This is a genomic window from Huijunlia imazamoxiresistens, from assembly GCF_037132455.1.
GTDB classification, from domain to species: Bacteria; Bacteroidota; Bacteroidia; order Chitinophagales; family Chitinophagaceae; genus Flavisolibacter; species Flavisolibacter imazamoxiresistens.
The window spans coordinates 81,753-107,538 of sequence record NZ_JBBBEI010000020.1 but is presented as its reverse complement, the minus strand read 5'-3'; the positions used below and the strand labels follow the sequence as shown (position 1 = coordinate 107,538).

20 protein-coding genes are annotated in these 25,786 nt (G+C 57.7%); 12 read left to right on the top strand and 8 right to left on the bottom strand.

Annotated elements, in window-relative coordinates; genetic code table 11:
- Nucleotides 1–54 precede the first annotated feature (54 nt).
- A complete protein-coding gene (locus V9K67_RS20580; protein ID WP_336725766.1) occupies nucleotides 55–555 on the top strand; it encodes a response regulator transcription factor in 501 nt (166 codons plus the stop codon).
- A gap of 27 nt (nucleotides 556–582) precedes the next feature.
- Here the strand turns inward: V9K67_RS20580 and V9K67_RS20575 are convergent, their stop codons facing one another.
- The 6 genes from V9K67_RS20575 to V9K67_RS20550 form a co-directional block, all read right to left on the bottom strand.
- Complete coding sequence (locus tag V9K67_RS20575) at nucleotides 583–1,170, bottom strand: glutathione peroxidase (protein WP_336725764.1); 588 nt, start codon at nucleotides 1,168–1,170, stop codon at nucleotides 583–585.
- Nucleotides 1,171–1,238: 68 nt separating this feature from the next.
- Entirely contained in the window at nucleotides 1,239–2,720 is a 1,482-nt protein-coding gene (gene guaB / locus V9K67_RS20570; protein ID WP_336725762.1) for an IMP dehydrogenase, read from the bottom strand.
- A gap of 42 nt (nucleotides 2,721–2,762) precedes the next feature.
- The gene (gene dprA, locus V9K67_RS20565) at nucleotides 2,763–3,866 is read right to left on the bottom strand and encodes a DNA-processing protein DprA (RefSeq protein ID WP_336725760.1); all 1,104 of its coding nucleotides are present in this window, start codon (nucleotides 3,864–3,866) and stop codon (nucleotides 2,763–2,765) included.
- 148 nt (nucleotides 3,867–4,014) lie between these two features.
- A complete protein-coding gene (locus V9K67_RS20560; RefSeq protein WP_336725758.1) occupies nucleotides 4,015–5,847 on the bottom strand; it encodes an OmpA family protein in 1,833 nt (610 codons plus the stop codon).
- Nucleotides 5,848–6,058: 211 nt separating this feature from the next.
- Entirely contained in the window at nucleotides 6,059–6,685 is a 627-nt protein-coding gene (locus V9K67_RS20555; RefSeq protein ID WP_336725756.1) for a 7-carboxy-7-deazaguanine synthase QueE, read from the bottom strand.
- A 57-nt stretch (nucleotides 6,686–6,742) separates the two neighbouring features.
- Nucleotides 6,743–7,639 carry a bifunctional 5,10-methylenetetrahydrofolate dehydrogenase/5,10-methenyltetrahydrofolate cyclohydrolase gene (locus V9K67_RS20550; RefSeq protein ID WP_336725754.1) on the bottom strand — a complete coding sequence of 299 codons (897 nt, stop codon included), beginning with the start codon at nucleotides 7,637–7,639 and terminating at the stop codon, nucleotides 6,743–6,745.
- A gap of 84 nt (nucleotides 7,640–7,723) precedes the next feature.
- Here V9K67_RS20550 and V9K67_RS20545 point away from each other — a divergent pair, with 84 nt between their 5' ends.
- From V9K67_RS20545 to V9K67_RS20520, 6 genes are all read left to right on the top strand, one after another.
- Nucleotides 7,724–8,545: a hypothetical protein gene (locus V9K67_RS20545; RefSeq protein WP_336725751.1), complete on the top strand. Its 822-nt coding sequence runs from the start codon at nucleotides 7,724–7,726 to the stop codon at nucleotides 8,543–8,545.
- A complete protein-coding gene (locus V9K67_RS20540; protein ID WP_336725749.1) occupies nucleotides 8,542–10,566 on the top strand; it encodes a ComEA family DNA-binding protein in 2,025 nt (674 codons plus the stop codon). Before V9K67_RS20545 ends, V9K67_RS20540 begins: the two co-directional genes overlap by 4 nt.
- Before the next feature lie 202 nt (nucleotides 10,567–10,768).
- Entirely contained in the window at nucleotides 10,769–13,906 is a 3,138-nt protein-coding gene (locus V9K67_RS20535) for a SusC/RagA family TonB-linked outer membrane protein (RefSeq protein WP_336725746.1), read from the top strand.
- A 25-nt stretch (nucleotides 13,907–13,931) separates the two neighbouring features.
- Nucleotides 13,932–15,704, top strand: a complete 1,773-nt coding sequence (locus tag V9K67_RS20530) for a SusD/RagB family nutrient-binding outer membrane lipoprotein (protein WP_336725743.1) — start codon at nucleotides 13,932–13,934, stop codon at nucleotides 15,702–15,704.
- A gap of 18 nt (nucleotides 15,705–15,722) precedes the next feature.
- On the top strand, nucleotides 15,723–16,577 hold the full coding sequence (locus tag V9K67_RS20525; RefSeq protein WP_336725740.1) for a hypothetical protein: 855 nt from the start codon (nucleotides 15,723–15,725) through the stop codon (nucleotides 16,575–16,577).
- Nucleotides 16,578–16,728: 151 nt separating this feature from the next.
- Nucleotides 16,729–17,040 carry a DUF3467 domain-containing protein gene (locus tag V9K67_RS20520; RefSeq protein ID WP_336725739.1) on the top strand — a complete coding sequence of 104 codons (312 nt, stop codon included), beginning with the start codon at nucleotides 16,729–16,731 and terminating at the stop codon, nucleotides 17,038–17,040.
- Nucleotides 17,041–17,186: 146 nt separating this feature from the next.
- On the opposite strand, the gene radC is transcribed toward V9K67_RS20520, so the two are convergent.
- Complete coding sequence (gene radC / locus V9K67_RS20515; protein WP_336725737.1) at nucleotides 17,187–17,879, bottom strand: RadC family protein; 693 nt, start codon at nucleotides 17,877–17,879, stop codon at nucleotides 17,187–17,189.
- 176 nt (nucleotides 17,880–18,055) lie between these two features.
- Here radC and V9K67_RS20510 point away from each other — a divergent pair, with 176 nt between their 5' ends.
- From V9K67_RS20510 to V9K67_RS20490, 5 genes are all read left to right on the top strand, one after another.
- A complete protein-coding gene (locus V9K67_RS20510; protein ID WP_336725735.1) occupies nucleotides 18,056–19,006 on the top strand; it encodes a ribose-phosphate pyrophosphokinase in 951 nt (316 codons plus the stop codon).
- 54 nt (nucleotides 19,007–19,060) lie between these two features.
- Nucleotides 19,061–19,651, top strand: a complete 591-nt coding sequence (locus tag V9K67_RS20505) for a 50S ribosomal protein L25 (RefSeq protein WP_336725734.1) — start codon at nucleotides 19,061–19,063, stop codon at nucleotides 19,649–19,651.
- Between the two features lie 222 nt (nucleotides 19,652–19,873).
- Nucleotides 19,874–20,449, top strand: coding sequence for an aminoacyl-tRNA hydrolase (gene pth, locus V9K67_RS20500; RefSeq protein ID WP_336725732.1), 576 nt, complete (start codon nucleotides 19,874–19,876; stop codon nucleotides 20,447–20,449).
- Between the two features lie 122 nt (nucleotides 20,450–20,571).
- The gene (locus tag V9K67_RS20495; protein ID WP_336725729.1) at nucleotides 20,572–21,183 is read left to right on the top strand and encodes a fumarylacetoacetate hydrolase family protein; all 612 of its coding nucleotides are present in this window, start codon (nucleotides 20,572–20,574) and stop codon (nucleotides 21,181–21,183) included.
- Nucleotides 21,184–21,300: 117 nt separating this feature from the next.
- Entirely contained in the window at nucleotides 21,301–23,364 is a 2,064-nt protein-coding gene (locus V9K67_RS20490) for an alpha-ketoacid dehydrogenase subunit alpha/beta (RefSeq protein ID WP_336725727.1), read from the top strand.
- A 113-nt stretch (nucleotides 23,365–23,477) separates the two neighbouring features.
- Here the strand turns inward: V9K67_RS20490 and tamL are convergent, their stop codons facing one another.
- A complete protein-coding gene (gene tamL / locus V9K67_RS20485; protein WP_336725724.1) occupies nucleotides 23,478–25,775 on the bottom strand; it encodes a translocation and assembly module lipoprotein TamL in 2,298 nt (765 codons plus the stop codon).
- Nucleotides 25,776–25,786 lie beyond the last annotated feature (11 nt).

Genomic DNA, 25,786 nt, shown 5'->3' with positions numbered 1-25,786 from the left:
TTGTGAGGCTTTTTTACAGCCAATGCACACCTTAATCTATTGATAATTAACCTATTGGAATTTTCAGGGATTCCCTATTTCAACCCCGAGGACGCCGAATTTTATGTGCCCAGGATCCTGGGGCTGGTACAGCGCAACAATTCAGAGGAGCTGATCTCTTACTTCCAGCAGGTGCGTCCTTCCCCCGATCATGAGTGGACCTGGTACCACAGTTCCACCAAGATTTTTGTACGCGACGGGGCCGGCCAGCCCCTGTTGCTGCTGACCCTTGCGGTGCCCATCGATGCCAAAAGCCATATCACCGCCAAGGTGGAGCGGCTGATGCAGGAAAAAGAATTCCTGCGCCGCAACCAGCAGGTGTTCACCTCCCTGACCAAAAGGGAAAAGGAAGTGCTGCGGCTGATGGCCCTGGGGCATAACTACACCGAGATCGCCGGCCAGCTGTTCCTGTCCGAAAAGACGGCCCTCACCCACCGCCGCAACATCAAGAGCAAGCTGAAGGTTAAATCCCATTACGAGATCCTCCGCTTTGCCCAGGCTTTTAACCTGATCTGACAGAAGACATTGGTCAATAGACAATGGTCATTGGTCAATAGCCTGGAGCATTTCTTTGCAGAGGGGCGAGACGGCGGGGCCGAAGTAATGGGTCAGGATCCCCTGCCCGCTGACCAGGTATTTGCTAAAATTCCAGTCGGGCGCCTGGCTGTTCCAGCCGTTTTGGCCCGGTTCGGTCAGCCACCGGAATACCGGGTGCTGGTTTTTGCCCGGGGCCACCTGCGTTTTGCGGGTCACGGGAAAGGTGACGCCGAACCGGGCCCGGCAGAAAGCCGCAATGGCCGCATCGCTTCCGGGTTCCTGGTCCTTGAAATCATTGGCAGGGAACGCGATGATCACTAAAACATCCTGGTAGCGTTCGTACAGGGATTGCAGCTCATCGTACTGTGCCGTATAACCGCAGTTCGAGGCGGTATTGACCAATAATACTTTTTTGTTCTTCCACCGGCTGAAGGGCAGCTCCTCGCCGCTGATGCCGGTGGCCGTAAGCCCGTAAAAAGAAACGGGCGGCGGCACGGGGCGGCTGTTGGTCCGGATCTTTCCCCGCTTTTCCCCTTTACTCAGGCGCATCACCAAGGGGTAGATCCGCTGCAACAATTTCTGGCGTAACGTCATGCTGTTGTTTTATAAAAAAGAATGCCCTGCCGGGTGGCAGGACATTCCCATAAAATGTATACTTAGGACTATTTCCTGCTGTAGTTCGGGGCTTCCCTCGTGATGTCCACGTCGTGGGCATGGCTTTCGCGCATGCCGGCGTTGGTGATCTTCACGAATTTGGCTTCCTTCAGCTCGGAGATGGTTCTGGCGCCGCAGTAGCCCATACCGGCACGCAGGCCGCCTACGAACTGGTAAACGATCTCGCGGAGGCTTCCTTTATAGGCTACACGACCTTCAATGCCTTCGGGCACGAACTTCTTGGCATCGGCCTGGGGATCCTGGAAGTAGCGGTCGCTGCTTCCGGTAGACATGGCGCCCAGGGAGCCCATGCCGCGGTATTCCTTGAACTTACGGCCTTCGTAGATAATCGTCTCGCCGGGGCTTTCCTCGGTGCCGGCAAAGATGCTTCCCATCATTACGCAGTCGGCGCCGGCGGCGATGGCCTTTACCATATCGCCGGTATAGCGGATGCCGCCGTCGGCGATCAGGGGGATGCCGAGGCTTTTCAGGGCCGAGTGGGCTTCCATGATGGCGCTCAGCTGGGGTACGCCGGTACCGGCCACAATGCGGGTGGTACAGATGGAGCCGGGCCCGATACCGATCTTCACGGCGTCGGCGCCGGCTTCGGCCAGGGCGGCCGCACCGCTGGCGGTAGCCACGTTGCCGGCAACGACGTTCAGGTTCGGGAAGGACTGCTTCACCTGTTTCAGGGCATTGAGGATGTTTACGGAGTGGCCGTGGGCGCTGTCCAGGCAAATGACGTCCACGCCTACGTGGTGTACGGCGGCCACGCGGTCCATCAGGTCCTTGGTAATGCCCACGGCAGCGCCTACCAGCAGGCGGCCGTAGGAGTCTTTAACGCCATGGGGATGGCTTTGCAGCTTCAGGATATCGCGGTAGGTAATGAGGCCGATCAGTTTTCCAGAATTGTCCACCACGGGCAGCTTTTCCACTTTATACTGGCGCAGGATGCGTTCGGCTTTTTTCAGGTCGGTGCCTTCGGGAGCGGTCACCAGGTTTTCCTTGGTCATCACTTCGCTCACCTTGCGGGTCGGGTCTTCTTCGAAGCGCAGGTCGCGGTTAGTGAGGATGCCGGCCAGGCGTCCGTCGCCGTCGGTGATGGGAATGCCGCCGATCTTGTTCTCGCGCATCAGGCGCTGGGCGTCGCCGATGGCGGCGCTGACAGGAAGGATAATGGGGTCGATGATCATCCCGCTTTCGCTTCTTTTCACTTTGCGTACCTGGTCGGCCTGCTTTTCAATGCTCATGTTCTTGTGCAGGATGCCGATGCCGCCTTCGCGGGCCAGGGCAATGGCCAGTTCGGCTTCGGTAACCGTATCCATTGCGGCGGAGAGCAGGGGAATGTTCAGGGTAATGTCTTTGGTGAGCCGGGTTTTGATGTCCACTTCCCGCGGAATGACTTCCGAGTAGGCCGGGATCAGCAAAACGTCGTCGAACGTTAAACCTTCGAGTTGGATCTTTTCTGAGGAGTTGTTATTTGCAGCCATGTGCAAAGATAGGGGGACAAGGGGAATTTGGAAAACAAGGCTTTATACCAGCTTATACAGCTTGCCCGGCAGGGTGGCGATGAGGCCCTGGAGTTCGAGGTTCAGCATGGCGGCGGCCACGGAGCTGCTGCTGAGCCCGCTGCGCAGGTTGATCTCGTCGATATGGGCGGTACCCTTTTCCTGCAGCAGCTCCACCACCTGCCGTTCTTCGGGTGTCATTTCAATAAACAGCTCCCGCTGGTGCGGGCCCGCCTCCTTTTTCCGTTCTTTCCAGCCCATCACCTCCAGCAGGTCGTCGGCGCCGGTCAGCAGGATGGCCTTATTGTATTTAATCAGGTGGTTACAGCCGGCGCTTTTGGCATCGCCGGGCCGGCCGGGAACGGCAAAGACATCGCGGTTGTAGGAGTCGGCCAGCTTGGCGGTGATCATGCTGCCGCCTTTGATGGCCGTTTCCACCACCACGGTCGCATCGCTCATGCCGGCTACGATGCGGTTGCGCAGGGGAAAATGATGTTTGTCGGGTTTGGTCGTGCTCAAAAATTCGGTCAGCAGGCCGCCCCCGTGGCGGGCCATGTCGCGGGCCAGGCCGGCGTGTTCGGAAGGGTAGATGGTGTCGAGGCCATGCCCCACCACGCCTACCGTGGGCAGGTCGTGCTTCAGCGCCGCTTTATGGGCCGCCCCGTCGATGCCGAAGGCCAGGCCGCTGACCACCAGCACCTTTTCTTCGGCCAGCTCCTTTACCAGCTTTTCCGTAAACGCCTTGCCGAAGTCGGTATGGTGGCGGGTGCCGATAATGGACACCACCCAGGAGGCATTGAGGTCGGCGGCGCCCTTGTAAAAAAGGAGGGTGGGCGAATCGTAGCAGTTCAGGAGCCGCTGCGGGTAGTCGGGATCGGTGAGAAACAGGGGGCGGATGCCGTACCGCTCCAAAAATCCGATCTCCTTTTCGGCCCGGTCAAAGTCATGGAACTCCCGGATACACCTTGCCCGCACCGTGCCGATGCCTTCGATGTTTTCAATTTCCCCTTTGCCCGCCCGGAACACGGCCCCGGCGCTGCCAAAATGCTGCACCAGTATTTTCGCATGCACGTCGCCGATGTTCGGGATCAGGGTCAGTGCCAGTTGGTATAACAGTTCCGACTTCATATAGTTCCTGAGTTCCTAAGTTAGGCGGTTTTCTGTGGAACGGAAAAACTACAAAAGTCTTCAAGACTTTTGTAGTTTAAAGCTCCTGTAAGCAGCTTCCTTCCGAAGTTACGCCAACTCGGGAACTCAGGAACTCAGGAACTTCTTCTCATTTCCCCGTCACTTTCAACTCCGTTCGCCTGTTCCTCGCCCGTCCTTCTTCCGTGGAGTTGTCACTAATCGGTTGGGCGGCGCCATAGCCTTTATAGGTAAGGCGTTTGGGGGCGATGCCTTTGGAGGCCAGGTAGGCCACGACGGCCTTTGCCCGGTTTTCCGACAGTTTGAGGTTGTCGGCGGCATTGCCCACGTTGTCGGTATAGCCGGCGATCTGGATGGTCAGGTCGGGGTTGTCGTGCAGCAGTTGCACCACCCGGTCCAGTTCCACCTGCGATTCGGGGCGGAGCTCGAATTTGCTGAAGTCGAAAAAGATGTTGTTCAGCACCACCGAGGCGTTGAGCTCCAGGGGCTGCAGGGGGATATCCTTCTGGTAGGTGCTGTCGGGGGTCTTGCCGCGGAGCGGGAAGTTGCCCGAGTAAAACAGGTAGCCGCGGCGGGCGACGTTAAAGGCATAGTCGCTGCCTACCGGCAGGGTGAGGAGGTAGTTGCCGGTTTCGTCGGTTTGCACTTTCGACACCACTTCCCGGGTGGCCAGGTCCACCAGTTCCACGGCCGAGGGCAGGCCTTTATTGGTTTTGCTGTCGAATACTTTTCCTTTTACCCACAGGGTTTTGCGGGGCTGCAGGTCGGGGCGCAGGGCAAAGCTGTAGAGGTCCAGGCCGCCCTTGCTGTCGGCGCGGTCGCTGGCGTAGTAGGCCGTGCTGCCGTCGGCGGCCACGAACAGGGTACCCTCGCGGTCGATGGTGTTGACGGGGTAGCCCAGGTTCCGGGGGGCGCCCCAGGCGCCGCCCGGCTGCCGGCGGGCCAGGAACAGGTCGTGGTCGCCATAGCCCGGCCAGCCGTTGGAGGCGAAGTACAATGTCTGGTTGTCGGCATGGATAAAGGGGCAGACCTCGTCGCCGGGGGTGTTGATGCCCGGCCCGAGGTTTTCGGGTTCGCTCCATTTGCCGTTAGGCTGCAGGCGCGACCGGTAGATGTCGGTGCCGCCCAGGCCGCCCGGCCGGTTGGAGGCGAAGTAGAGGTCGCGCTTGTCGGGCGACAGGCAGGGCTGGGTTTCCATGTTTCCGGTATTGACGGGGGCGCCCAGGTTGGCGGCCTCGCTCCAGCCCTGCGGGGTGGCGTAGGAGATATAGATGTCGCAGCTGCCTTTGCCGCCCTCGCGGTTGCAGCCGGTAAATACCAGCCACTGGCCGTCCTGGGCGATCACGGCCCCGCCTTCGTTTTCGGCGGTGTTGATGCTGCCGTTCAGCCGGTGGGAGGGGCTCCAGCCGCCCCCCTCTTTTTGGGTCAGGAAAAAGTCCTCGTTGGAGCGGTTCAGGCGGCGGGTAAAAATGAGTTCGGTTCCGTTTACCGGCAGGGAGGGAAAGTATTCGGATTCGGCGGTGTTCACGCTGGCGCCCAGGTTCACGGGCTGGAACACGTAGTCCTTCGGAGCGTTGCGGGCAAAGTCCACGGCAAACTGGAAGGCCTTCTGCCGGTCCAGGGAGGATTTTTTCGTATTCGGCGAGATCGCGGGGGTCGCCAGCAGGGCGTTGACGGCCTCGAGGGCTTTGTCGAAGGCACCCTGGCGGGCCAGGGCAATGGAGTAGGGGAGGCGGTATTCCGAGGTAAAGGCCGTGTCCAGGGCAAAGGCCTTTTCGTAGGTCGCTATACTTTCCGAATATTTTTTCTGCTCGCTGTATACCCCTGCCAGGGACAGGTAGGCCTCCACGAATTTCGGGTCTTTCTGAACGGCTTCCTGCAGCAGCAGCACCGCTTCATTGTACTGCCCGTCCATGGCTTTTTCATATGCCTTCTGGTGGGCCTCTTTCGCCTTCTTGTTCACTTTCGAAGGATCATACTGGGCCGCCGCGGAAAATGTAAAATATAAAATGCAAAATATAAAATGTAAAAGGGTGAGCCTCTTCATATTATGAAGATAAGTATTACTACAGGGAATTAGTTAATTAGTTAATTGGTTAATTAGGCCTTGATGTTAGAAAGGCCGCTTCCTAATATCCCAATTAACCAATTAACCAATTAACTAATTCCTACCCTTAAGGGACGTTAATGTACTTGTGGATTTGCAGGGAGAGCTGCCAGGAGGGGTGGGCCTTGATGTAGTCCACGATCAGCGGGGTGATGGCCGTGGCCTTGCTCCATTCGGGCTGCAGGAACAGCCGGCAGGAGGGCGGTACCAGGGCAGCATGCTGCTCGGCCCAGGCAAAGTCCGATTTGTTGAACACCACCACCTTCAGCTCGCTGGCGCGGGCCAGCACCTCGGGCAGGGGGGCTTTGAACTTTTTGGGCGACAGGGTGATCCAGTCCCAGGTGCCGGACAGGGGCGAGCTCCCGGAGGTTTCGATATGGGTTTGGAAGCCTTCGGCCTTTAATTGGGCGGTGAGTTCCGTGAGGTCGTGGAGCAGGGGCTCGCCGCCGGTGATCACCACGATCCGGGCGGGAGTGGCTTTGATGGTGGCGACAATATCCTCCACGGCGTAGAGCGGGTGCTTGCCGGCCTCCCAGCTTTCTTTGACGTCGCACCACACACAGCCCACATCGCATCCGCCGAGGCGAACGAAGTAGGCCGCCTTTCCCTGGTGCACTCCTTCACCCTGCAGGGTGTAAAAGTGCTCCATCACGGGAAGGAGGGTCGTAGTGGTGTCGATAGGTGTTGCTTTCATAATAGGAAGGAAGGAAGGTTCGGGGAACCCTCCTTCCGAATGATATTCGTTACTTCTTTATTGTTGTTCGGCGTCCTCGTAGTTTTTCACTGCGCAGGCCCGGTAGGTATTTTTCAGCAGGGCCGCAATGGTCATGGGACCTACGCCGCCCGGTACGGGGGTGATGAACGAGCACTTGGGAGCGACGTTGTCGTAATCCACATCGCCTTTCAGCTTGAAGCCGCTCTTCTTGCTGGGGTCGGCTACACGGGTAATGCCCACGTCGATCACCACGGCACCTTCCTTGATCATGTCGGCCGTTACGTATTCGGGCCGGCCGATGGCGGCCACCACGATGTCGGCGGTACGGCAGATCTCTTTGAGGTTGGTGGTATGCGAATGGCAGAGCGTTACGGTGCAATTGCCATAAGCGCCGGCATCACTCAGCAGGATGCTCATGGGCCGGCCCACGATATGGCTGCGGCCGATCACTACGGCATGCTTGCCCTTGGTCTCCACCTTGTAATGTTCCAGCAACAGCATGATGCCGTAGGGGGTGGCGGGGATAAAGGCCGGCTGGCCCAGCACCATGCGGCCCACGTTCAGGGGGTGGAAGCCGTCCACGTCCTTGCTGGGATCGATGGCATTGATCACTTCTTTTTCCGAAATATGTTTGGGCAGGGGCAGCTGTACCAGGATGCCGTGCACGTCGGGGTCGGCGTTCAGGTCGCGGATGATCTCCAGCAGTTTGTTGGAGGAAATCGTTTCTTCTGCACGGATGAGGGTCGATTTAAAGCCCGATTCCTCACAGGCTTTTACCTTGGCCGCCACATAGGTTTCACTGGCGCCGTTATTTCCCACCAGGATGGCTGCCAGGTGCGGAATGGTTTTGCCTTCCGAGGTAAGTTGTGCAACATTAAGTTTTAAGGAGTCCTTAATCGCCTGCGAGGCTTCTTTGCCGTTTAATATCTGCATGGGTGCAAAGGTACAGGCTGTGAAGGAGTCCCGCCTGCATTTTTATTTTAAACATATTGTAATTATATTACCTGGAAAAGTCATTTGAGAACGCCTGCTCTTCTCCTGGTCTTTTTTCTTTTTTGCCGTCCGCTGGCCGCCCAGATGCTCCGCCTGCCGGTGACGGCGGCCTACCTGCAGGGCGGCGGCTACAGCCGGGCAGGGACCGATGTGTTCGCCTTCCGCTCCAACCAGGCCGCCCTGGCCCACCTCCAACAACTGTCGGCCGGCCTGTTTGCCGAACGGCGGTTCGGCCTGCAGGAGCTTTCCTCGCTCTACCTGGCGGCCGCCTTTCCTTCGATCGCGGGCAATTTCGGGCTGAATGCCACCTATGCCGGCAGCGCCGACAACAACGAGCTGCAGGCCGGGCTGGCCTATGGCCGAAAGCTGGGCGCCAGGGTGGCCGCCGGCTTGCAATTCAATTATTACACGGTAGGCATCAGCGGGTATGGCCGGGCCGCTTCCGTCAATGCCGAGGCGGGCGTGCTGCTGTTGCTGAGCGAGCGGCTGCAGGCGGGCGTGCAGGTGTACAACCCCGCCCGGTCCAGGATCGGCAAGCGCCAGGAGGAGCGCCTGCCGGCCAGCTACAGCCTGGGCCTGGGCTATGACGCTTCGGACCAGTTGTCCCTCTCGGGCCGGGTGGAAAAGACCGACGGCCAGCCCGTGGACGTGCAGGCCGTGCTCCAATACCGCTTCGACGGGCGGTTGCTGGCCCGGGGCGGCGTGGCCACGGCAGCGGCCCTGTACTTCTTTGGCGCCGGCCTGCAGTGGTACGACCTCCAGCTGCATGCCACCGCTTCGGTCCATCCGCGGCTGGGCGTGACCCCCGGCCTGCTGCTGATCTTTAAAAATCCCGATGCCCAATGAACCGGCCCCTGTTTTTGGCGGTGCTGTTTTTGTTGCTTTGCCTGTGCTTTTACGGGCGGGGGCAGGAGGTGGAGGGCCGGGTCAAGCAGCAGCTCGAAAACTGGGCGGAACGGACGGGTGAGGCGGCGGAGGATGATTACCTGTTGCAGCAGCTGGCCTACCTGCGAAAAAATCCCCTGGAGTTGAATACGGCTACCGCCGACGAGCTGCAAGTAATGCCCTTCCTGACCGCGGTGCAGATCGGCCAGTTCCTGCAGTACCGGAAAATGCTGGGCAACCTCATCAGTATTTACGAACTGCAGGCGGTCCCCGGCTGGGACCTGCCCACCATTCAGCAACTCCTTCCTTATTGCACGGTTCGGCCCCCGGCGGGGGACGGTGGCCTGGGCGCCCGCCTGGCGGCCGGCGAGCACAGCCTGCTGTGGCGCTATGTGCGCCGGTTCGACGGGGCGCCGGCCGATACGTCCCTGGCGGGCAGCGCCGGCCGCCTGCTGCTGCGCTACCGCTACCAGCAGGGGCCGTTGCTGCAGTACGGGGTAACGGCCGAGAAAGATCCCGGTGAAGCCTTGTGGCGGCGGGGAAGGGCCGGGGGCGTGGATTTTTATTCCGCCCACCTGTTTGTTCGCCGCTTGGGCATCGTCAAAGCACTGGCCCTGGGCGATTTTACCGTCAACCTGGGCCAGGGGCTGCTGCACTGGCAGTCGCTAGCGTTCAAAAAAAGCGCCGATGTGCTGTCGGTCAAACGGCAGTCGCCGGTCCTTCGGCCGTACAGCTCGCCGGGCGAGCTGCTGTTCCACCGGGGTGCGGGCCTTACGGTGCAAAAGGGCCGGTGGGAGGGCACGGCCTTTGCCTCGCTGCGGCGCCTCGATGCATCGGTGAGGGTGGATCCTTCGGCAGGAGAGGAGGCGTTTGCCGGCTTTCATACCTCCGGCCTGCACCGGACGGCCACCGAATTATCGGCAAAGGGCCGGGTGCGCCAGGCCACGCTGGGCGGCAGCCTGCGGTATGCAGCCCCCTTTTTCCGGATAGGTCTGAATGCGGTGCACTACCGCTTTTCCCATTTGCTGCAGCGGCAGGAGGCGCCTTTCGATGCCTTTGCGCCCACGGGCCGCTCGTGGAGCAATGCCGGGCTGGACTACAGCTTTTCGTATGGCAACCTCTACCTCTTTGGCGAGGCGGCGGTAGATCCTTCCCTGCACGCGGCGTTCCTCAACGGCGCGCTGATCAGCCTGGACCCGAAGGCAGACCTGGCCCTCGTGCACCGGCGCATTGCCAAAGAATACGGCGCCCTTTACGGCAATGCGTTTACGGAAAACACGGCGCCGGCCAATGAAAGCGGCCTGTACACCGGCCTGCGCCTGCGCCCGTGGAGCGGGGTGGTGGTGGATGCCTATGCCGATGTGTACCGCTTTCCGTGGCTGCGCTACCGCGCCGGGGCACCGGGCGGCGGCAGGGATTACCTGGTACAGCTAACCGTTAGTGGCGCAAAAGGCGTGGAGGGGTACAGCCGCTACCGACACGAACGCAAGGACATCAATGAAGCCGGTGATGGTCGCGTGTTGCCCCTGGTGCAACAAAAAGCGCGTCAGGACTGGCGGTTGCACCTGGCGTATCCGTTAACTACTGCGGTAAGCCTGCGGCTGCGGACGGATATGGTGTGGTATGACCGTTTAGGGGTAAATGCTGAGGAAGGTTTCCAGTGGTTCCTGGAGGGACACTGGAGCGGGTTCCATAAATTTGGTGGCAACCTGCGCCTTCAGTATTTTGATAGCGATGGCTATAACAGCCGCCTCTATGTTTATGAGAACGATGTACTGTTCGGTTACTCGGTACCGTCAGTCTATGACCGGGGTTATCGCTATTATGCCAATGTTCGTTACCGTTGGAAGCAACAGGTGTCGGTATGGCTGCGATGGGCGCAAACCGTAAAGGAAAGGAAGGAGGAAGGAGCGCGCTTGCCTGCAGAAGCGGGCCCTGCAGGGATGCAGGAAATAAAAGTGCAACTGCTGCTTACTTTTTGATCAGTTGTATTTTGGTGAATTTTAACTTAAATTCCTGGGGGATATTTGTTTTTCTAAAAAAAACTTATCTTCGGAAGCAACAAATTGTTGGCGTTGTTTGTCTCACATAATTGATTCTTTCCTAAAGCATAGTTCGTTCAGTAGCGAAGCGTTTTTATTACTTAAAATAGAAGTTCACATGAGAAAATTTGCATCACTCACTATGATGTTAATGCTGCTGTGCACGTTAGCATACGGGCAAACCCGTACGATAACCGGTACGGTAAGGGATGAGAACGGAAATCCGGTCCCCTTTGCCACGGTTACCGAGACCGGTACGAAGAATGCAGCTACCGCTGATGCGAGCGGGAATTTCAGCATCAGTGTGAAGCAGAACAGCCGCATTACCATTTCTTCTGCCGGCTTCCAGGGGCAAACCATCACCCCCACCGGCAATACCATTGAATTGACCTTATCCAAAGGCGGGCAACTGCAGGAAGTAGTAGTAACCGCCTTAGGCATCCGGCGTTCGGAGAAAGCGCTGGGCTATTCGGTAAGCAAGGTAGATCCCAATGCCATTACGCAAAAGTCGGAGCCCGATGTATTAAAAACCCTGCAGGGTAAAGTGGCCGGTGTGGACATCCGCTCGGGCCAGGGTACACCCGGCGCCGCCACCCGCATCCAGATCCGGGGCAACAGTTCGTTCTTCGGCAATAACCAGCCGCTGATCATTGTGGACGGCGTTCCTTACAGCAACGACCAGGTAAGTACCAGCAACCAGACCTCCGGCGGCGGTGCTTATTCCAGCGGCCTGTCGAACCTCGACCCCAATGATATTGCGTCCATGAACGTGCTGAAAGGTTCTTCCGCCGCTGCCTTATACGGCTCGCGGGCTTCCAACGGGGTGATCGTCATCACCACCAAATCCGGCAGCGCCGCCCGCAGCAAGAAGGGGCTGGAAGTAAACCTGAGGAGTTCGTTTTCCGTGGAAAAGATCGCCAACCTGCCCATATACCAGAACGATTTCGGCGCCGGCTCGCTGGGAAGTTATTCCGGTTCCTCGAACGGTTCCTGGGGACCTGCCTTCCGCGACCGGGACTCCATTCCTGTGTGGGATACGTATAAAGCGGCTTATCCCGAGCTGTTCCCTTCCGCCAACATTCCCTACCGGGCTTATCCCAACAACGTAAAAGACCTGTTCAATAACGGTACCGTGTACGAAAATTCCATTGGGGTGACCGGGGGGGACGACAAGAACTCCGTTGCCCTGACGGCTTCGCAGCTGACCCATAACGGCTATGTGCCCAACTCGTCCTATAAAAGGGCCAACATTGGCATGGGCGGGGCGACTAAGCTGAGCTTCGGTCTGAATGTACGCGGTAACTTCAGCTATTCCCGCTCGGTACAGCGGGGCGGGTTCTTTGGGGAAAACCAGATCAGCGGCGCTGCTTCGCAGTTTGCCCGCTCTCTGTTCCTGGCCCGCAACTGGGATGTCAGCCTGCCTTTCGAGGATAAGGCGCAAAACAGCCTTACCTGGAACGGCGGCGGCCAGTTTGACCATCCCCTCTGGTCAGCCAAATACAACCGGATCAATACCGATGAAGAGCGCTTCGTGGCCGGTTTCCATGCCGACTACAACTTTACCAAGTGGGCCCGCGTGGATTATACCCTGGGCAGCAACGTACACCTGCTGGGCCGTAGGGAAATAACCGAGCTCGGCTCCCGTGCCGCTGAAGCCAAGGGCCGCCTGGTGCTGGAGGATTACCGCAAGCAGGAGATCGAAAGTAACCTGTTGTTTACCTTCACACCTTCCGTAGGTGAGGATTTTACCTTGCGCGCCACCGTTGGGCAGAACGTCAACCAGCGGACCATAACGGACCAGGTGAATACCGGCAACCGCTTTATCACCCGGGGCATTTATACCCTGAAGAATACGGAGCAGCAAATTTTTACGGATGATTATTACCAGAGAAGAAGGATCTGGGGTCTGTTGGGTGATGTGAACTTCGGATATAAAGATGTTGCTTTCCTGCAGGTAACCGGCCGCAACGACTGGTCCTCTACCCTGCCCGAGGCAAACAGGAGCTACTTTTATCCTTCAGTCTCGGGTTCCTTTGTGTTTGCCGATGCCCTGGGCCTTACCAGCGATCTCTTCAATTTTGGAAAGCTGCGGGCCGGATGGGCCCGTGTGGGACGTGATGCCGATCCCTATTATCTCCAAGATATTTACCGGATCAATCCTAACTTCCGGGGACAGCCTACCGCCTCCCGGCCGAGCCAGGCCAATAACGCGAACCTGAAGCCGGAATTTACCCGGGAGGTCGAATTGGGTACGCAGCTGAGCTTTTTGAAAAGAAGGGTGGACCTGGACTTTACCTGGTACCACCGGACCTCAACCAACCTCATCGCTCCCATCGGTACGCCTCCTTCCTCGGGCTTCCAGTCCCTGATCGAAAACTTCGGGGAAATCACCAATAAAGGGGTGGAAGTGGACCTGACCCTGCACCCGGTGAAAACCCAGAACTTCAGTTGGGACCTTCGCGGGATCTTTACCCGGAACCGGAACACGGTGGAAAAGCTGACCGAGGGCGTGGAACGCATCTCCCTGGATAATGTGATCGAAGATATCTCTCCCTACCTGGAAGCCGGCAAACCGTTCGGTTACCTCCGGGGCTTTAAGTCGCTGCGGGATGAGGAAGGGAACCTGCTGATCAACCCCGCTACCGGTGGCATGATCCAGGCCAATGAACAGGAAATGATCGGCGACCCCAACCCCGACTGGAAGCTGGGTATCACCAACACGCTTTCCTATAAAGGATTTTTCGTCAACGCCCTCTGGGACATGACCAAAGGCGGGGATATTTATTCAGTAACCATCAGCTCGTTGCTGGGACGGGGCGTTTCCAAGGATACCCGGGACCGCGAAACTTCCTGGATTATCCCGGGAGTGTATGCCGATCCCAATACCGGCCAGCCCATTCTGGACGGTGGTAAGAAAATCCCCAACCAGACCCGCATTACCACCAACGACCTGTATTTTTCACCCAATGCCACTACCGGGCAAACCTTTGCCATCAATACGGCTAATGAATGGAACGTTTATGATGCTACCGTTTACCGCTTGAGAGAGGTGTCGCTGGGATATGACCTGCCCAAGTCGTTGTTCAGGAAGCTGCCTATTGGTTCGGCCAGCCTGACCTTGACCGGCAGAAACCTGTGGTACCTGGCGCCCAACGTTCCGAAGTACACACGCTTCGATCCTGAAGTCAACAGCTTCGGCAATACCTCCACGCAGGGTATCGAACTGTCTACCGCGCCTACCACTCGCCGGATGGGCATTAACCTGAACGTTACATTTTAATTGATTTACCTTAATTTATCGATTTATGCTGCGAAGACTTAAATACATCCTCCCCGCTCTGTTTGTGCTGGCGGCTTGCAAGAAAGACTTCCTGGAGATCAATACGGACCCCAATAACCCCACCAAAATAGAAGTATCGAAATTGCTGACCACCGTTGAAAAGGGTGTCGGCGATGTGCTGGCGATCGGCGGCAGTGGCGATAACGGCGGCTTGTCGCAGGTGTTGGGCGTATATACCCACCAGATGAGCACCCGCGAAGAGCCCGACCAATACGGCGCTACCGGCAGCGAGTTCTACATTTCGCTGGCCTGGCCCAAGATCTATGCCTCCGGCCTGTCCACTTCCACCACGCCGGAATACGGCGTGCTCCAGAACCTGGAAGATATCATCAGTAATGCCACCGAAGCCGGCAACACCCGGTATGCGGGCATTGCCAAGGTGCTGAAGGCGTATACGTACAGCCAACTGGTGGATGTATTTGGCGACGTACCTTTTTCCGAGGCCAACAAGCTGCGGCAAGGAATCCGCAACCCGAAATTTGACGACGACAAGGAAATTTACCCGAAGCTGTTCGCCCTGCTGGATTCGGGCATTAAGGACCTGAGCAATACCACGGCCCCCAACGTGCAGAAGCCCGGAGCTGACGACCTGATCTATGGCGGCGATACCGCCAAATGGAAACGGGCGGCCAATACGATCAAGTTGAAATTGTACACCCAGGTGCGCCGGGTGCAGAATGTAACGGCCGAGGTAACAGCGCTGGTCAACTCCGGAAGCCTGATCAGCAAAACCTCCGAAAGCTTTATGCTGCCGTATGGCACCAATGCCGCTACAGACGACCGAAACCCCGGTTTCGGCGATTACTATGCTACCCAGCGAAGCAACCACATCAGTCCGTGGTTCTATGAAATTTTAAAGGGGTACAACCAGAAGATCTTCACCGGCATCCGTGATCCCCGCGTTCCTTATTACATTTATAACCAGCTGGGCAAAACCCAATCGCCCCGGACGATTTCTCCCGACCAGACCGAATACCGCGACAGCGGGTTTGTCTCTATTTACTTTGGCTCGGTGGGGCCGGACCGCGACCGCAACCAGCAGAACAACATCAGCCTGTACGGCATTTATCCCGTGGGGGGCAAGTACGATGATGGCTCCGGCACGATCGCCGACGCCAACAGCGGCACCGGCGCGGCTCCTTATCGCTTCATCACCTATGCCGACCGGCTGTACCTGGAAGCAGAACTGATCAATGCGGGTGTGCTTGCCGGGGATGCCGCTGCCAAAACCAGGGCGGCCATTGAAGAGTCGTTCCGCCAGGTGGATTACGTGATTACGCAGTTTGTGAAGCCGAACCAAACGGTGCCCGAACTCTTTCCCGGCAGCAGCGCCGGTACATCGGGCGGCACTGCCCGGGCCGACGTGGCCAAATACATCAACGATGTCATGGCCCTGTATACCGCGGGAAGTGCTGCCCGTAAGCTCGAGATTATCATGACCGAGAAATGGATTTCCAGCTTTGGCAGCCACGTGGACCAGTATACCGACTATCGCAGGACCGGTTATCCCATCCTGTTCAATCCCGCTGACCCCACCCAGGCGCCGGGCGGAAAGGTAACGCCGCCGCTCAATGGCAATCCCGATTTGCCCGGTCCCCAGGAGTCGGTTCCGGTGCAGCAGAGCAAGTCGTTCCCTTATTCCCTGCCCTGGTATACCGGTGAACTGGAAACCAATGCCAATGCACCGTCCCAGAAGAATCCTTCCGAAGCTTCCGCTAAAGTGTTCTGGATGCCTTAATGAATTAAAAAACTAATTATGAAAAGATCGCTTTTGTTTTGTTTCCTGGCTGCGCTCCTGTTTTTTGCCTGCCGGAAAGATGATAACCCGAAGATACCCGAGCTGACCCGTGTACCGACGCCTACAGTCGCCATCGACGCGGCTTCCGATAAGGTCATCAGCCCTGTCAATCCTACGGCTTTCAAGGGCAAGGTGAATGTAGACCTGCTGTTCCCCGGGGATATCAAGCCCCAGAAGCTCGACCTTGTCATCATCAAAAATGGCAATAAGGCCAATGTAAAAACGCTGCGCGCCGATATCACGACCTTCCCCACCACGGTGGACATTACCGGCCAGCAACTGGTCACCCTTTTCGGCGGCAATATCGAGCCGGGCGACAACTTTGATATCGGGGCCGATATCACCATGCAAAACGGGCAGAAGTTCCAGGCCTTCCCCGTGGTAGGCGATGCCTATGGCTCCAACGTGGGCAACCAGCCCGGGGCCAGTCTTACCGTGCAGTTTCTCCGACCCTGTCCCTTCGTGGCTTCCGCTTATGCCGGGACCTTCGAGGTGCTGCAGGACGAGTGGCAGGATTATAGCGTAGGGAACGACGTCCAGGTATCTGTGGTGAGCCCCACCCAGATCTCGTTTCAGTATAAAGTGGATGCCGGCACCGCCAAGCCCATTATCCTGACCATCGACCCGGCTACCAACGCCATCTCGGTGGCCAAGCAGGTATACGGCTCGTATGGCACCGACGTGTTTTCTGCAGAAAGCGTGGCGGGACCTGCCAGCCAGGTCAATCCCTGCGATTTGAGCCTGAGTGTACGGCTGCGTCATACCACCACCGGGTTTAGCGGTAGTTACACCATACGTCTGAAAAAGAAATAAACATAACCGTTATACTTTTTCTCAAAAGAGGCTGTCTCCTGTTTTATAAACAAGGGAGACAGCCTCTTTGTTTTCGGGGCAGCGAAATCCCTCGCTGCCTTTTTCGTTGTAAACCCTTTCATTGCCTACATTTGGATTCATAACTTTTCATATGCAGGAACAACCATCCCCGAACCAGATCAACATAGAAATTTCCGAGGAGGTAGCCGAAGGGACGTATGCCAACCTGGCCATCATCACGCACTCGCATGCCGAGTTCGTGATCGACTTTGTGAACGTGATGCCGGGCACGCCCAAAAGCAAGGTGAAGTCGCGCATTATCTTCACCCCGCAGCATGCCAAGCGCTTCATGAAGGCGCTAACCGAAAACCTGCAGCGCTACGAGGCGGCCAACGGCACCATCAAGGACCTGGAGGAGCACCAGACGCCCCTTTCCTTCGGCGGCCCCGCCGGCCAGGCCTGATTGCAGAAGAAATTAGTTAATTGGTTTATTTGTTAATTGGGACCGGCTGAACAGAAAGACTGGTAACCACCAGTTTCTGCCAGAAAAAAGATGTAGGCCCCTTTCCGCCGCCAGGCCCCCTAATATCCCAATTAACCAATTCCTCCTCACAAAAGGCCTTCATCCGCAAAGCTGTAATAGCCATCCTCGCTGACGATCAGGTGGTCGAGTACGCGGATGTCGAAATAGCGGGCGGCCTCCTTGATCTTGGCGGTCAGCTCCTCGTCGGCCCGGCTGGGCTTCAGGCTGCCCGAAGGGTGGTTGTGGCACAGGATGAGGCTGACGGCATCTTCCTCCAGGGCCCGTTTCAGGATGATCCGCGGGTCGGCCACGGTGCCGGTCATGCCCCCTTCGCTGATGATTTGGAAGTGGTTGATCTTGTTGGCCCGGTTCAGGAACAGCACGGCAAAGACTTCGTGGCGGTAGTCCTTCAGCAGGATCTGCAGGTAGCGGGCCACGTCGCTGCTGGCGGTGATGACCGTCTTTTCGCGGGAGGCCTGGGCCTGCCGCCTCCGCCCGATTTCCAGGGCCGCCACAATGGAGATGGCCTTGGCCTCCCCGATACCTTTCACCCGCATCAGCTCCTTAACGCCCAGCTTCCCCAGTTCGGGCAGGTTGTTCTTTCCCAGCTGCAGGATCTCCTTGGCCAGGTCCAGGGCGCTTTTCGAGCGGGTGCCGTTGGCGATCAGGATGGCCAGGAGCTCCGAATCGCTGAGGGTTTCCGGCCCCTTGAGCAGCAGCTTTTCCCTCGGGCGGTCGTCCGGCGCCCAGTTTTTGATGGTGTAGTTCGGTTGTTGCATTAATAATTTTAACTATTTTTTTCAGCATGGCCAATAGCAGACTGTACCGGTTTTCCTACTGCCCCGTCCTGCTTTTTAAGGTAACTGGTTCTGGCAGAACAGGTTAACCCGCTTTTGCAAAAACTTGCCTCGGGTAAGTTGGGACGAATCAATATCTTCGCGCCACATTTTTAGACATGCAACCTTCAGCAAAAATTTTTGCCGGCACGGGTTCCCTGCGCCTGACCGAGCAGATTTGTAAAAGTTACGGCACTACGCAGGGTAAGATCACCATTCAGCGCTTCAGCGACGGGGAGATCCAGCCCGTTTTTAACGAAAGCATCCGCGGCGATACCGTTTTCCTTATCCAGAGCACCTATGGTACCAGCGACAACCTCATGGAGCTGTTGCTGATGATCGACGCTGCCCGCCGCGCCTCGGCTCAGAAGATCATTGCCGTGCTGCCTTATTACGGCTATGCCCGCCAGGACCGCAAGGACCGTCCCCGGGTGGCCATCGGCAGCAAGCTGGTCGCCAATATGCTCACCGCCGCCGGCGCCGACCGGGTGATCACCATGGACCTGCACGCTCCCCAGATCCAGGGCTATTTCGACATCCCGGTGGACCACCTGGACAGCTCGGCCGTTTTTATCCCCTATATTAGCCAGCTACGGTTGAAAAACCTTACCTTTGCGGCCCCCGATGTGGGTGCCAGCCACCGCATCCGGGAAGTTGCCAACTATTTCGAGGCCGAAATGGTGATCTGCGACAAGCACCGCAAGCGGGCCAACGAGATCGCCAGCATGGTGGTGATCGGCGACGTGGTGGACAAGGACATTGTGATCATGGACGATATCGTGGACACCGCCGGTACCCTGGCCAAGGCTGCCGCCCTGCTGAAGGAAAAAGGCGCCCGCAGCGTGAGGGCCCTGGTAACGCACCCGGTGCTCAGCGGCAAGGCCTACGACAATATCAACAACAGCGTGCTGGAAGAGCTGGTGGTTTGCGATACGATTCCCCTGAAAGGGCAGTCGGACAAGATCCAGGTAGTGACCGTTGCCGACCTGTTTGCCGTGGCCATCCGCAATGCCCACGAAAACAAGAGCATCAACAACCTGTTCTTCCATTCGCAGCGCAGGGACCGCTAATACCGGCCCGGAAGGAAGGCAGTAAAAAACGTCAATTCTTAAACAAACATAACAATGAAGACAATTACAATCGAAGGACAACTGAGGACCGATTTCGGCAAATCAGCCACCCGCCGGCTTCGCTCTCAGGAACTGGTGCCTGGTGTAATTTACGGGGGTGCTCAGGAAGTGAATTTCACGGCTCCGGCTAAGGCCCTGCGGCCTTTAGTGTACACTGCCAGCTTCCAGGTAGCAGAAGTAACTGTAGAGGGTAAAACCTACCGCGCCATTCTGAAAGACCTGCAGTTTGACAAGGTAACCGACGAGCTGATCCACGTAGACCTGCTGGAACTGGTAGAAGACAAGCAAGTGGTTGCCACTATTCCGCTGTCGTTCGTAGGTACTTCTGCCGGTGTAAGAGCCGGTGGTCGCCTGGTGACTAAAATGAAAGCGCTGAAGGTGAAAACCTATCCCCGCTTCCTGAAAGAAAACATCGAAGTGAACATCGAAGCCATGGAAGTTGGCGACAACATCCGGGTACAGGACGTTCCGACCGAGAACTACGAGGTGATCAACTCGCCCCGTATCCCGGTTGCCTCTGTGGTGACGACCCGCGCCCTGCGCCAGGAAGAAGCCGCCGCTGCTCCGGCAAAAGGAAAGAAATAACAATCAGTTTTTTTCTAAGAAGAGCCCGCAAGAAATTGCGGGCTTTTTATTTCTATCCATGACCCGTTGCCACCGATATTTGTACGGGCCGGCAGGCCGGCGTTTAGGCAGTAAGCACTAGGGGTTTTATAAAAAAACACTTAAAGTTCTTACGCTGGCGCCTTTTAGCCGCCGCCCATGCACGGATATCAATCAATTAAACTATTTTGATCAGCAGAAGTTATGAAGTTTTTAATTGCAGGGTTGGGTAACGTAGGGAACGAATATGCCCATACCCGTCACAATATCGGCTTTGACGTGGTACATGCCTTCCTGGCAAAGCATGGCAGCCAGCTCGATGTGGACCGCCTGGCCTATAAGGCCGAAGTGCGGTGGAAGGGAAAAACCTTTGTATGCATTTGCCCCACCACCTATATGAACTTAAGCGGCAGGGCGGTGAAATACTGGATGGACAAGGAAAAGATCGCCCTGGAAAACGTGCTGGTGGTCTTCGACGACCTGGCCCTGCCCCTGAACAAGATACGACTGCGCCCGGGTGGCAGCGATGCCGGCCACAACGGCTTAAAGAGCATCCAGGAATCGCTGGGCACGGCCGCCTACCCGAAGCTGCGCTTCGGTATCGGCAACAATTACCCCAAGGGAAGACAGGTGGACTTTGTGCTGGGCAAGTGGACAAGGGAGGAAGAACCCCTGGTGAAAATGAAGATCGACAAATGCGTGGAAGTTATCGAAACCTTTGCCACAACTGGCATTGGAGCGGCTATGACAAGTTATAACAATCTGGAATTTATGTTATGACAAATGCCTGCAAATACTTACTTTAGCATTGACCGTAGACGAATCTGAACCCTACTCCTATGAGACCATACAGACCTTCTGGCTGTATATATCAGATGAATTGACTATAAACCATCTTGTTTATGAAGATATTTTGTGTCGGGCGTAATTATGCTGACCATGCTAAAGAATTAAACAATGCCGTGCCGGACGAACCCGTAATATTCATGAAGCCGAAAAGCGCATTGTTGCAGCCGCATACGCCCTTTTATTACCCAGAATTCACCAATGAACTGCACTATGAATGCGAGCTGGTTTTGCGGATCTCTAAAAATGGAAAATACATCCAGGAAAAATTCGCCAATAAATACTACGATGCGCTGACGGTCGGAATCGACTTCACCGCCCGTGACATCCAGAACGAGCTGAAACAAAAAGGCCTTCCCTGGGAAAAAGCCAAGGCCTGGGACAATTCCGCCGCCGTGGGCAAATGGATCCCCACCGCCGATATGAAAGGCAAGAAAGCCATCAACTTCGGCCTCTACAAGAACAAAGAGCTGGTGCAGCAGGGCAATTTTAACCAGATGATCTACAACTTCGATTACCTGGTGTCCTACATCTCCAACTACTTTTCGCTCAACATCGGCGACCTGATCTTTACCGGTACCCCACCGGGAGTAGGCGAAGTAGTGGTCGGCGACGAGCTCGAAGCCTTCATCGAAAGCGACAGCCTCCTGGAATTGGAAATTAAATAACGAACAGCCACCGCAAGGTGGCTTTTTCGTTGCCGGCAGGCCTCCCCGGGTTTGGGCATAACTTCTGAATGAGGGAACTTAGAAGAGCGAACTCCCAAACCTCCCAACCCGTTTTCCATGGTCGATAAAAACCTTTTGCTCCGGGCCTACCGCCTCCTGTATACGGCTAAAGTCATGGCCGACACCTACGAGGCCCACCGCTCCATTGCCCGCTATGTACATTCCACCTCCCGGGGCCACGAGGCCATCCAGCTGGCCACGGCCTTCCAGCTCACCCCTTCCGACTGGGTCAGCCCGTATTACCGCGATGATTGCCTGCTGCTGGGCATGGGCTGGTCGCCCTACGAGCTGATGCTGCAGTTGCTGGCGAAGGCCGACGACCCCTTTTCCGGCGGCCGTTCGTATTACTGCCATCCCAGTTCCACGGCGGCCGATAAGCCGCGGATCATCCACCAGAGCAGCGCCACGGGCATGCAGGCTATCCCTACCACCGGCCTGGCCCAGGGTATCCAGTACCTCGAGCGCATCGGGGCGCCCGCCGCCCCCGGCCGCGAAGGCGCACCAGCTCCGGTAGTGGTGTGCTCGCTGGGCGACGGCAGCGTGACCGAAGGGGAGGTGAGCGAGGCCCTGCAGTTTGCGGCCCTGAAGCAACTGCCCATTATCTACCTGGTGCAGGACAACGAGTGGGAGATCAGCGTGGCGGCTTCCGAAGCCCGCGCCATGAACGCCTACGAGTACGCCCGGGGCTTTAAAGGCATCAGCCGGGTGCAGGTAGATGGGACCGACTTCGGCGCCTCCTACAACCTGATGCAGCGGGTGGTGGGCGAGGTGCGCCGCCGCCGCCGGCCCTGGCTGGTGCATGCGAAGGTGTGCCTGCTCAGCCACCATACCAGCGGCGTGCGCAAGGAGTTTTACCGCAACGAAGAGGACCTGCGCCGCCACCAGCAGGCCGACCCGCTGCCGAAGCTGCGCAAGGCCCTTCTAAAGGCCTTTCCCGGCGAAGAAGTGGCCGCCCTGGAGCAGGAAACGGAAAGCGATGTGCGCCGGCAGTTTGAGCAGGCGGCAGCGGCGGCCGAGCCGGCGCCGGAAACCGTTACCCGCCACGTATTCGCACCCACGCCCGTTACCGAAGAAAAGGGCCAGCGTGCCCCTGCGGGGGCCGCAAAAGTCATTATGGTGGATGCCGCCCTGTACGCCATCCGCGAGCTCATGGAGGAGCATCCCGAATGCATCCTGTTCGGGCAGGACGTGGGCAAGCGCCTGGGCGGCGTCTTTCGCGAGGCGGCCACCCTGGCCGACCAGTTCGGCGAGCACCGGGTATTCAATACCGCCATCGAGGAAGCCTACGTCATCGGCTCCACGGTAGGCCTGAGCGCCGCCGGCCTGCGCCCCATCGTGGAGGTGCAGTTTGCCGACTACCTCTTTCCCGGCCTCAACCAGCTGGTGACCGAAGTGTCGAAGTCGGGCTATTTAACCGGCGGCAAATACCCCGTGGCGGCCGTTATCCGCGTGCCGGTAGGGGCGTATGGTGGCGGCGGGCCCTACCACAGCGCCTGCGTGGAAACCGTGCTGCTGGCGGTAAAAGGACTGAAGGTGGCCTACCCCTCGAATGCCGCCGACATGAAGGGCCTGATGAAGGCCGCCTTTTACGATCCCAACCCGGTGGTGCTGCTCGAGCACAAGGGCCTGTACTGGAGCAAGGTACCGGGAACCGAGGAGGCCCGTGCCCCCGAGCCCGACCGCTCGTACGTGCTGCCCTTTGGCAGGGGCCGGGTGGTGCTGGAGGCCGACGCCCGCCAGGTGGCGGCCGGCGACAGCGCCTGCGTCATTACGTACGGCATGGGCGTGTACTGGGCCCGGGCGGCAGCGGCCCGCTTTGGGGGCTGCGTGGAGGTGGTCGATCTGCGTACGCTGTTTCCCCTGGACGAGGACCTTATTTTTTCCACCGTCAAAAAGCACGGCAAATGCCTGGTGCTGACCGAGGAGCAGCAGGCCCATTCGTTTGCGGAGGCCCTGGCGGGACGGATCGCGAAGGCCTGCTTTTCCTGGCTGGATGCCCCGGTGGAAGTGCTGGGGGCGCTGAACCTGCCGGCCGTGCCCCTGAATACCACCCTGGAAGCCGCCATGCTGCCCAGCGCGGATAAAGTGGCCGCGGTGCTCCAACGCCTGTTGCGGGACTAGGGGTAATGGTCCCTAAAAAAAGGCCGGTAGCCAGGAAGAACATTCCTCCTGGTTACCGGCCTCTAAACTCAGGGACCTAATTCCCAATTAACCCATGAACCAATTCCCCGTTCCTAGAACGGGTACCCGATCGCCAGGTTTAAAATGATGTTGTCTTTGCGCCATTGGGCCTCCTGTACGCGGGCCTGCCAGCGGGGTGGTTCCCGCTCCCAGGGTTTCACCAGCGGAATGCCGACATCCAGGCGGATGACGAACATGGTGATGTCTACCCGGACACCTACGCCGGTACCTACGGCCAGCTCCTTGAGAAAGTTCTTGCTGAATTTGCCGCCCGGCCGGGTGGGGTCTTCGTTGGCCAGCCAGATATTGCCGGCATCGAGGAAGATGGCGCCGTAGAGCGGACCGGTGATGCGCGGGCGGAACTCGGTGCTCATCTCGATCTTGATATCGCCGGTCTGGTCGGGCAGGAAGTTGCTGGCGGGCGCCCGGTAGGTGCCGGGACCCAGCGAGCGGCTGCGAAAAGCCCGGATGCTGTTGTTGCCGCCGGCAAAGAACTGCTTGACATAGGGCAGCGCCAGCGAGTTGCCGTAGGGCAGCCCGTAGCCGATCACCAGGCGGTTGGCCCAGCTGGAGTTGAGCCCGATGCGGCGGTAATAGCGGCCGTCCACCTCCATTTTGATGTACTGGTCGAAAGGCGTGTTGAAGATGCGTTTCTGTTTGCCTTCCCGCACGTTGGCGCCGGTGACCAGGCCCGCGATATTGCCCGACAGGTCCACCAGGCCGTTGAAGTAAAACGAATTCAGCTTGCGGATGCCGGTGGTGAGCTGGTTCAGGTTGTACTGGTAGGTCGATCCCAGGATGAACTGCTTGTCCACGATGCGCTGCAGGTAAGGGTATTTGGCAATGCTGTCGACAAACTCGGGAGTGACGTTTAGCGACTGCACATAGTTGATGCTGATAGGATAAAACTCGTGCTGCTTTTCGATGTTTTCCTTCCACAGGTAACCCAGTCCCGCCCGGTAGGAGTTGACCGTATAGAGCTTTTGGCGGGTCAGCAGGTCGTAGCCCAGCTGGATGTTGGTGCGGGGCGGGTAGCCGCCGCGGGAGCGGATGGTCGTGAACGGAACGGCAAAACGAGGAATGGCTAGGTTGGCTTCGGCGCCGCTGCGGTAGGTATTGTAGCCCTGGAAGGTGCCGCCAAACTGCACTTCCGAGCCCAGGTAGCCCGTGATGCTCAGCTGTTCGCCCGCCCGGAACGTATTGCGGTTGAACCAGCTGACCGAGAGCTGGGTGCCGTTCAGGTTGTTGGATTTGGTGTTGGCCGTGATCTCGGCCCGCAACGACTTGCGGGGCAGAGGGGTCAGGTAGTAGTGGGCGTCCAGTTTGGGCGTATCGGGTAAAGGCTCGAACCGGTTTTTGACAAATTTGAACAGGTTGAGGTTGATCAGGCGGTTCAGCGACAGGTTGTGGTCGGTGCGGTTATATACGTCGCCGGGGTTGAACTGCATGGCCTGGGAAAAGAGCAGCGGCCGGTAGCGGTTGCGGCGGTCGATCACGTAGTAGCCTTTATAGTAAATCGCCCGGTTCCTGCTGGTATCGGTGGCGGCCTTCGTACTGTCGGTGGGGGAGGATTGCAGGTTGTAGCCGGCATAGATATACACCTTGTTGATGCGGTAGGCCCGCAGGGCTTCCACCGGCGTTTCGGGCTTGACTACGATCCGCATGTCCACTTTATTGTCGCCCCGGGTGCTGTCGACTTCAATCAGCAGGTAGTCGGGGCCGAAGAAGTAGTAGCCCTTTTCCTTCAGGCCGGCGTCAATACGGATGCGCTCGGCCTTGATCAGGTCGAGGTTGTAGGGTGCGCCCGGCTTCAGCAGGCTTTTGGCCGTATCCAGGGAAATGTCGGAAGCCAGCTGGCTTTCGTCGTTTTCCCATTCCACGCTGTTGACGGTATACTGGGGGCCGGTTTCCGCCGTGTATTCGGCTTTGGCGCGGCGGGCGCCCACCACCGTGTCGGCGGTTACCTTGGCGTGGAAGAAGCCCCGGTTCTCGAGGTAGCTTTGCAGCACCTTGGTGTTCTGTACCAGGTCTACGTCGCTGAGCAGTACCGGTGGCTGGCCGTATTTGGCCCTCATTTTTCCCCAGAACGAGTTTTCCTTTTTATTGCGGAACAGGTTGTAAATGCTCAGTTTGGGCTTCAGCCCAAAAATCGACGAATTCGGCTTGGGGCGGGTGAGGCCCTGCAGGCTGCTGCGCACCACTTTTTTTTCTTTAGCCGTCAGGCCGGAGCTGTTGACCTTTACAGACGCCCCGGTGTACAGCTTTTCATCTTTGGGCAGGTATTTGGTATTGTTGCAGGCCGTTGCTATGGAGCATACGAAGCTGAGTACAAGAATTAAGCGTTGTTGCATCTTCATCCTTT

Excerpts from the sequence above, each read along its gene's own strand:
- V9K67_RS20575 (WP_336725764.1), bottom strand. The coding sequence starts at position 1,170 with ATGACGTTACGCCAGAAATTGTTGCAGCGGATCTACCCCTTGGTGATG.
- guaB (WP_336725762.1), bottom strand. The coding sequence starts at position 2,720 with ATGGCTGCAAATAACAACTCCTCAGAAAAGATCCAACTCGAAGGTTTA.
- dprA (WP_336725760.1), bottom strand. The coding sequence starts at position 3,866 with ATGAAGTCGGAACTGTTATACCAACTGGCACTGACCCTGATCCCGAAC.
- V9K67_RS20555 (WP_336725756.1), bottom strand. The coding sequence starts at position 6,685 with ATGAAAGCAACACCTATCGACACCACTACGACCCTCCTTCCCGTGATG.
- V9K67_RS20550 (WP_336725754.1), bottom strand. The coding sequence starts at position 7,639 with ATGCAGATATTAAACGGCAAAGAAGCCTCGCAGGCGATTAAGGACTCC.
- V9K67_RS20540 (WP_336725749.1), top strand. The coding sequence starts at position 8,542 with ATGAACCGGCCCCTGTTTTTGGCGGTGCTGTTTTTGTTGCTTTGCCTG.
- V9K67_RS20535 (WP_336725746.1), top strand. The coding sequence starts at position 10,769 with ATGATGTTAATGCTGCTGTGCACGTTAGCATACGGGCAAACCCGTACG.
- V9K67_RS20530 (WP_336725743.1), top strand. The coding sequence starts at position 13,932 with ATGCTGCGAAGACTTAAATACATCCTCCCCGCTCTGTTTGTGCTGGCG.
- V9K67_RS20525 (WP_336725740.1), top strand. The coding sequence starts at position 15,723 with ATGAAAAGATCGCTTTTGTTTTGTTTCCTGGCTGCGCTCCTGTTTTTT.
- V9K67_RS20520 (WP_336725739.1), top strand. The coding sequence starts at position 16,729 with ATGCAGGAACAACCATCCCCGAACCAGATCAACATAGAAATTTCCGAG.
- radC (WP_336725737.1), bottom strand. The coding sequence starts at position 17,879 with ATGCAACAACCGAACTACACCATCAAAAACTGGGCGCCGGACGACCGC.
- V9K67_RS20510 (WP_336725735.1), top strand. The coding sequence starts at position 18,056 with ATGCAACCTTCAGCAAAAATTTTTGCCGGCACGGGTTCCCTGCGCCTG.
- V9K67_RS20505 (WP_336725734.1), top strand. The coding sequence starts at position 19,061 with ATGAAGACAATTACAATCGAAGGACAACTGAGGACCGATTTCGGCAAA.
- pth (WP_336725732.1), top strand. The coding sequence starts at position 19,874 with ATGAAGTTTTTAATTGCAGGGTTGGGTAACGTAGGGAACGAATATGCC.
- V9K67_RS20495 (WP_336725729.1), top strand. The coding sequence starts at position 20,572 with ATGAAGATATTTTGTGTCGGGCGTAATTATGCTGACCATGCTAAAGAA.
- V9K67_RS20490 (WP_336725727.1), top strand. The coding sequence starts at position 21,301 with ATGGTCGATAAAAACCTTTTGCTCCGGGCCTACCGCCTCCTGTATACG.
- tamL (WP_336725724.1), bottom strand. The coding sequence starts at position 25,775 with ATGCAACAACGCTTAATTCTTGTACTCAGCTTCGTATGCTCCATAGCA.